Raw genomic sequence first — 5,373 nt, 5'->3', positions numbered from 1 at the left:
TGTCGACGCCGCTCGAAAACGAGGCCGTTCCGACGGTCGAAAACGAGGCCACCGGTTTGTCGGTTCTAGTCTGCCGGGTCTTGGGTTCTGATGCTGGGCAGGGTGTCGATTCCTCGGTTGCGTAGCCGGTAGCTGGCGCCCTTTAGGGTCAGGACGTCGGCGTGGTGGACGATGCGGTCGATCATGGCGGCCGCGACGGCTTGGTCACCGAAGACACCGCCCCAGCCGCTGAACGGCAGGTTGCTGGTCAGGATGAGCGAGGCGTGTTCGTAGCGGCTCGACACGAGCTGGAAGAAGAGGTTCGCGGCGTCTTGCTCGAAGGGCAGGTAGCCGACCTCGTCGACGATGATCAGCCCGTAGCGCCGCAGCCTGGCGAGCTCGTGCGGGAGCCGTCCGGCGCGGTGGGCCTCGCTGAGGCGGGTGACCCAGTCGACGGCGGTGGCGAACAGGACGCGGTGGCCGTGGTGCGCGGCCGCGATGCCCAGGCCGGTGGCGAGGTGGGTCTTGCCGGTGCCGGGCGGCCCGAGCAGCACGACGTTGCGTGCCTCGGTGAGGAACCCGCCGGAGGCGAGTGCGGCGATCTGTTGCCGAGCGGCGGGGTGGGCGTCCCAGTCGAACTCCTCGATCGTCTTGCGGGACGCGAATCCGGCGGCCCGGATGCGGAGCTGGGCGCCGGAGGCGTTGCGGGCGGCGACCTCACGGTCCAGGACCGCGGCGAGGTACTCCTCGTGGGTCCAGCCGGCGTCGCGGGCATGGTCGGCCAGCCTGGCGGCGGCTTCGGCGATCCGGGGTGCCTTCAACGCCGACGCGAGATAGGTCAGCTGCTTGAGCGCCTCGGTCGCGTCGGTCTTGCTCTTCGCGGTCGCCATCACGCCACGTCCTCCCCGCCCCGGCCGCCGCCGTCGATGACGCCGAAGGCCCGGTCGTAGTCGGTCAGGTCCCGCGCCAGCTCCTCGTGTGGGTCGGCTGAGGGGCGGGGCTGCTGGAACTGTTCCCGCAGCGTCCGCGCTGCCGCGACGTGGGCCGGGTCGGTGATCGTCTGGCTGCGTGCCCACACCCGATCGTGTGCGGCGACCACGCGTCCTTCATGGCGGACTTCGACACCAGACAGGTCCGCAGTGACGTCGACGAACCTGCCGATCACGGTCGGGTCGACGGAGTAGTCGTTGCTGTCGACGCGGACGTAGTAGTCGCGGCCAAGGCGGACCCGGTTGACCCAGCCCACCGCGGGCGGGACCGGTGGCAGCGGAAGCATCGCGGCCCGATCAGCATCGACCCTGTCGACCGGACGCGCCCGGATCGTGCGCACCACGCGGCTGTTGGCGATGGTGAGCCAGTCGGTGAACTGGGCGTCGAAGTCCGCCGGGGACTCGAAAGTCCTGCCGGGCATGAAAGAGGTCTCGTAGTAGCCGTTGCGACGCTCGACCACGCCCTTGGACTCCGGGTCATACGGCTTCAATCGCTGCACCGTGGTGGCCAGGGTGCCAGTGAACGCACCGACCCCCTCGGCGTGCCGCTTCCCGCGGCCGATGCCGCTCTCGTTGTCCCAGATCAGCCGGCGCGGGACCCGGCCGAGCTGCTGCAGCAGCTCCCACATTCCCAGCAGCAGGTCGGCGGTGTGCCGGGTCGGAATCATCCGCCCGAGCATGAACCGCGAGTGCGCTGCCGTCATCACGAGCACCGGCAGCAGCCTCGTCGTGCCGTCCTCGAGCGGGATCTTCCGCGGCGGGAACCACAGGTCGCACTGCGCTGCGTCCCCGGGCAACCACGTCAACCGGTCAGTCCCGTGCGACCTGACGCTGCGGAACACCATCCGCAACCAGTCGCCGGATCAGAGCCCAATCCTCCACTGAGATCACCCATCCAATCTGTCTGGGTGGCCTCGTTTTCGACCGTCGCTATGGCCTCGTTTTCAAGCGTCGTCGACAGGCGCATCGGTCCCCGGCCGAGAGGGCGGACTCGGAGTAGGCCTGAATGCCTGGCGGGGCGCCAGCTCCGCCAGGCATGCGGCTATCAGGGAGGCTCTGCGACCTCATGCCATCTGTGCGGGACAAGGACTTCGCGTAGCGCGGCGTCCGACGCGGCGGATAGACGCACCGTGCACTTTGCGCTGGCTCGGTGGTTCGGGGGGCCGTCCGCCCGCAGCCGCACTCGTCGTACTCCTCGCCATCCGTGAGAGGCCTCCGGCCACGTCGACACACGGTCGTCATGCCCGGCTCCTATGTACCGCCATCCGTCGGCGGCTCTTCAGGCCCGTCCGCAGAACTCGAGGGCGCCGCGTGGATGAGCAGCCCGCGAATGCGGTCTTGCTCGGATGTAGAAACGTCGCCCAGGCCTAGCCCGTTGTGAAGCAGGAGGCCCCCCTGCGCCAACCTCATGGAAGACATGTCACCCAAAGGCACACGAAGCGACAAGTTCTCGGTTCTACGGTGCCCCCATCGGACTAGTTCGCGCTTTCCGTATCCGAGGTCCGCCAACTCACGCTCGACCGTCCAGGAGTTCCAATCCGAGAGGCTCGAGAGGATATCACCCTTTGGCAGCGGCTCGTCGTCAGAATCTGGAGCCGGCACCATCGCCAGCAGCACATACTGCGTCCAGCTCAGTTCCTCGGCCGTCCGAATCAGCCAGTTTGCGGTCCCTCGGTCGAGGCTAACGTCAACAGCGAGCAACCCCAACAGGTTTCCCAAATGTCTAAGCTTCCGCTCCTCGTACGAAACTTGAGCTGCCTTCATGACCGCCTCGACGATCTCTTCGCCGTCCGAACGGTCGTCCTCCGTGGCCGCGAAGAATCCGTCGTCCCGCACACCAAACCCTTGCTTCTCAAACTCGCGTAGCACGTCGCAGGCGTAAATGATTACCGCGCTCGTCCGACTTTCCTCTCGCCGGCCGAGGGTTCGCATGCCGAACTCGGACAGCTGAGTGACCATTGGCGCAAGGGCCGCACCCACCAAGCCTGCAACCGCGCCTTCACCTCCGCCCAGCATCGCGCCGGCAGCGACCGCCGAGGAGTTGCCTGCGATCTCTGCGCCCCGCTCGAGCATCCAGTTCAGGGGACGCGGCCTCGAGTGAGTCATGGCGTATCGAGGAACGATGCTCGTTGCTGCCAATGGTTCATGATGCTTCCCGCTCCCTGAAAGAGGCCGACGCCGACGATCGTAACTGCCTGGGAAGGCAGGCGATTTCCCGCAGGACCAGTGTCGCCAGGACATGTGAGCGGTGGAAGGAGCCCGCGTGAACCAAGCATCGGTCCTATTGGGCCAGCGACCACTGGCAGCGGTGGAAGGAGCCCGCGTGCAGCGTCCGCTCGATGTGCCGCAACGAACGCGGATCGGAACGGTCAACATCGCGCCTGGCGGTAGACGGCCGCGAGGACCTTGCGCTTGCTTCTCATGCCGCCGCCAGACCGCCTGCTCGCGGCGAAAGGACGCGCTGCGGACACTTGCAGGACGAGTCGGGAGCTTGATGCGCAAAACAGGTGTCGGGTTCCAAGGAATCGCGTTGCGCGGACGGTAGCAGCCCCTGATTTGTCCAGGGCGCCCCGCAGAAGTGGGCCGCCGTCAGACGGGCCAACGCTCGCGGCTCAAGCGGGCGAGCGGGTCAACGACCTTCCACTGCTCATGGACGGCGTCCATCGCATGGTGCGCCTCTGCGAACAGGTGCCCAAGGTCGTGCTTTTCGAAAACGTCCAAGAGGTAATGGCAGGCGGCGATGCCGTGCACTCCTGCGTCCGCCAATGCAGTTTCGACGACATATTGGCGGTTGTCGAGGATCTTGATGCTGCCGCTAGGCGTGGGATGACCGCCGTGTTCGCAGTGATCTGAGTAGTCGGATGCGGGGAAGAGCTTGCCGGCCCGTGAGCGCAGATGGCGAGGTTGCCAGCGCGCCCGTCGCGCTCTTGCATCTGAGGTCATCCACTCAACCGCCTCATCAGCGTCTTCCGAGAACGCCCACGCCAGGTACTCCGCCTCGACGAGTTGGCGAACCAGCGCGGACGCAGCGTAGGCGTTACGCACGTCAGCTAGGTGAACAATGCCGTGAACAAGCTCAAAGCCGATCGCTCCGACGAGGCCAGCGGCGAGCACGTGCTCCTTGGGGCCCTCGGGCAAGACGATCTCCCGTGACTGACTGCTGAACTCGCCGAGAGTAATCGCGATTGCCATCGCGAGTTCACGGCGCACCTTTCCCGCATCTCTGGTCGCGAGGCCGCTCTGTGTAGGCGCCGTCTCAAATTCGCTTTCACCGGGGGCCATGGTCACAGGCACATCATGTCCCAAGGTCACGCGCCTGCCAGGCCAAACGGCCTCCCACAGTTGCGGAGGAATCGGCTGCAGGCATGGCCCACTAGTTGCCCGGGCGCGAATGCCGGGAGTTGAGTTTAGAGCGTTAGTGCACGACGTCCGGTGGTCGACTGGCGGCGGTTCGACGCTTCGTGCCTCAGAGGACGTCGCGATCCGACACACTCGCCACATGGCAGATCAGTCTGACAGAGATGCGCCGGTCGCTCCTCGACCGCTACCTCCGGCGGTCCCGCTACCACCCGCCGATGACCCTTGGGTGCGGAAGCTCGTACCTCAAGTGGAGGCGGCCATCGACGATCTTGTTCGTTCCTATATCCGGCAGCCGTTCCTGCATCGAGTCGAGCACTCGCTCCACGTGCAGCTCTTCATGCTTCTGTCCGAGATTCCGTCCCTCCAAGGGACCCATCCTCTGGGGGCAACAGGATATGAGACCGGACTCATTCATAAAGAGTGGCCCGAAACGATTCCGCGGGCCAGCAAGGCCCGGGATGGCCGTCCCGCCCGCCGCGGCAACTTCGACCTCGCGATCCTGCCTCCCTCGCAGCTAGCGAGCGTCGTCTCCGTCGAGCAGTTCACTAAGGGCGTCATCCAAGCGCCAATCGCCATTGAGCTCGGTCTCGGGTACGGCGACGATCACCTGACTGGTGACATCGAGAAGCTCCGATCGAGCGAAGTGCGACACGCCTACTTAGTCCACTTCTCTCACGTGCGCTCTCGCAAGCACGACCTCACGGAGAAGCAGGTTGAATCAGTGGGACCGCCCCTACAGATCGCTTACGTACGTCACGACATCGAGGAGGACGTCGTCCGCGTCAAGCGCCGGTCGGACGTGAGGATCGGCCCGCCCAAGAAGCGCGCGACGCTGCTTGAGTGACGGCGTGGGGGCAAGGGCACCCAATCATGCACCGTGACGTGTGCGGCCCGGCTCGCGGCTACTAGACGATTGTCGGCAGGGCCGGTGTCTGGCCAGACTCGGTTCAGGTGATCGGCGGGCAGCTCTCTTTGCGGCTGCCCACCAGCGTCACCGGTGTGGCTCTCTATCGGTCTGCGGCCCGCCGGTCACCGTGACGAGGCG

At 65.9% G+C, this 5,373-nt stretch carries 5 protein-coding genes; 1 reads left to right on the top strand and 4 read right to left on the bottom strand.

The window, feature by feature from the left end; genetic code table 11:
* Positions 1 to 65: 65 nt before the first annotated feature.
* From istB to AB4Y83_RS22585, 4 genes are all read right to left on the bottom strand, one after another.
* The gene (gene istB / locus AB4Y83_RS22600; RefSeq protein ID WP_442277108.1) at positions 66 to 869 is read right to left on the bottom strand and encodes an IS21-like element helper ATPase IstB; all 804 of its coding nucleotides are present in this window, start codon (positions 867 to 869) and stop codon (positions 66 to 68) included.
* Positions 869 to 1,648: a Mu transposase domain-containing protein gene (locus tag AB4Y83_RS22595; protein ID WP_442298271.1), complete on the bottom strand. Its 780-nt coding sequence runs from the start codon at positions 1,646 to 1,648 to the stop codon at positions 869 to 871. The genes istB and AB4Y83_RS22595 overlap by 1 nt, the downstream gene beginning before the upstream one ends.
* A 571-nt stretch (positions 1,649 to 2,219) precedes the next feature.
* Positions 2,220 to 3,041, bottom strand: coding sequence for a hypothetical protein (locus AB4Y83_RS22590; RefSeq protein WP_442298270.1), 822 nt, complete (start codon positions 3,039 to 3,041; stop codon positions 2,220 to 2,222).
* Positions 3,042 to 3,557: 516 nt separating this feature from the next.
* The gene (locus tag AB4Y83_RS22585; RefSeq protein ID WP_442298269.1) at positions 3,558 to 4,256 is read right to left on the bottom strand and encodes a hypothetical protein; all 699 of its coding nucleotides are present in this window, start codon (positions 4,254 to 4,256) and stop codon (positions 3,558 to 3,560) included.
* A 211-nt stretch (positions 4,257 to 4,467) separates the two neighbouring features.
* Between AB4Y83_RS22585 and AB4Y83_RS22580 the strand changes: the two genes are divergently transcribed.
* Complete coding sequence (locus tag AB4Y83_RS22580) at positions 4,468 to 5,172, top strand: hypothetical protein (RefSeq protein ID WP_442298268.1); 705 nt, start codon at positions 4,468 to 4,470, stop codon at positions 5,170 to 5,172.
* Positions 5,173 to 5,373: the final 201 nt, after the last annotated feature.

Origin of the sequence: Terrabacter sp. RAF57, from assembly GCF_052113925.1 — a bacterium.
Lineage (GTDB): Bacteria > Actinomycetota > Actinomycetes > Actinomycetales > Dermatophilaceae > Terrabacter.
This window is presented reverse-complemented; position numbering and strand designations above follow the sequence as displayed.

Bases quoted from the DNA above. Each gene is read 5' to 3' on its own strand.
- istB (WP_442277108.1), bottom strand. From the start codon at position 869: ATGGCGACCGCGAAGAGCAAGACCGACGCGACCGAGGCGCTCAAGCAG.
- AB4Y83_RS22580 (WP_442298268.1), top strand. From the start codon at position 4,468: ATGGCAGATCAGTCTGACAGAGATGCGCCGGTCGCTCCTCGACCGCTA.
- AB4Y83_RS22595 (WP_442298271.1), bottom strand. From the start codon at position 1,648: ATGCTCGGGCGGATGATTCCGACCCGGCACACCGCCGACCTGCTGCTG.
- AB4Y83_RS22590 (WP_442298270.1), bottom strand. From the start codon at position 3,041: ATGCTCGAGCGGGGCGCAGAGATCGCAGGCAACTCCTCGGCGGTCGCT.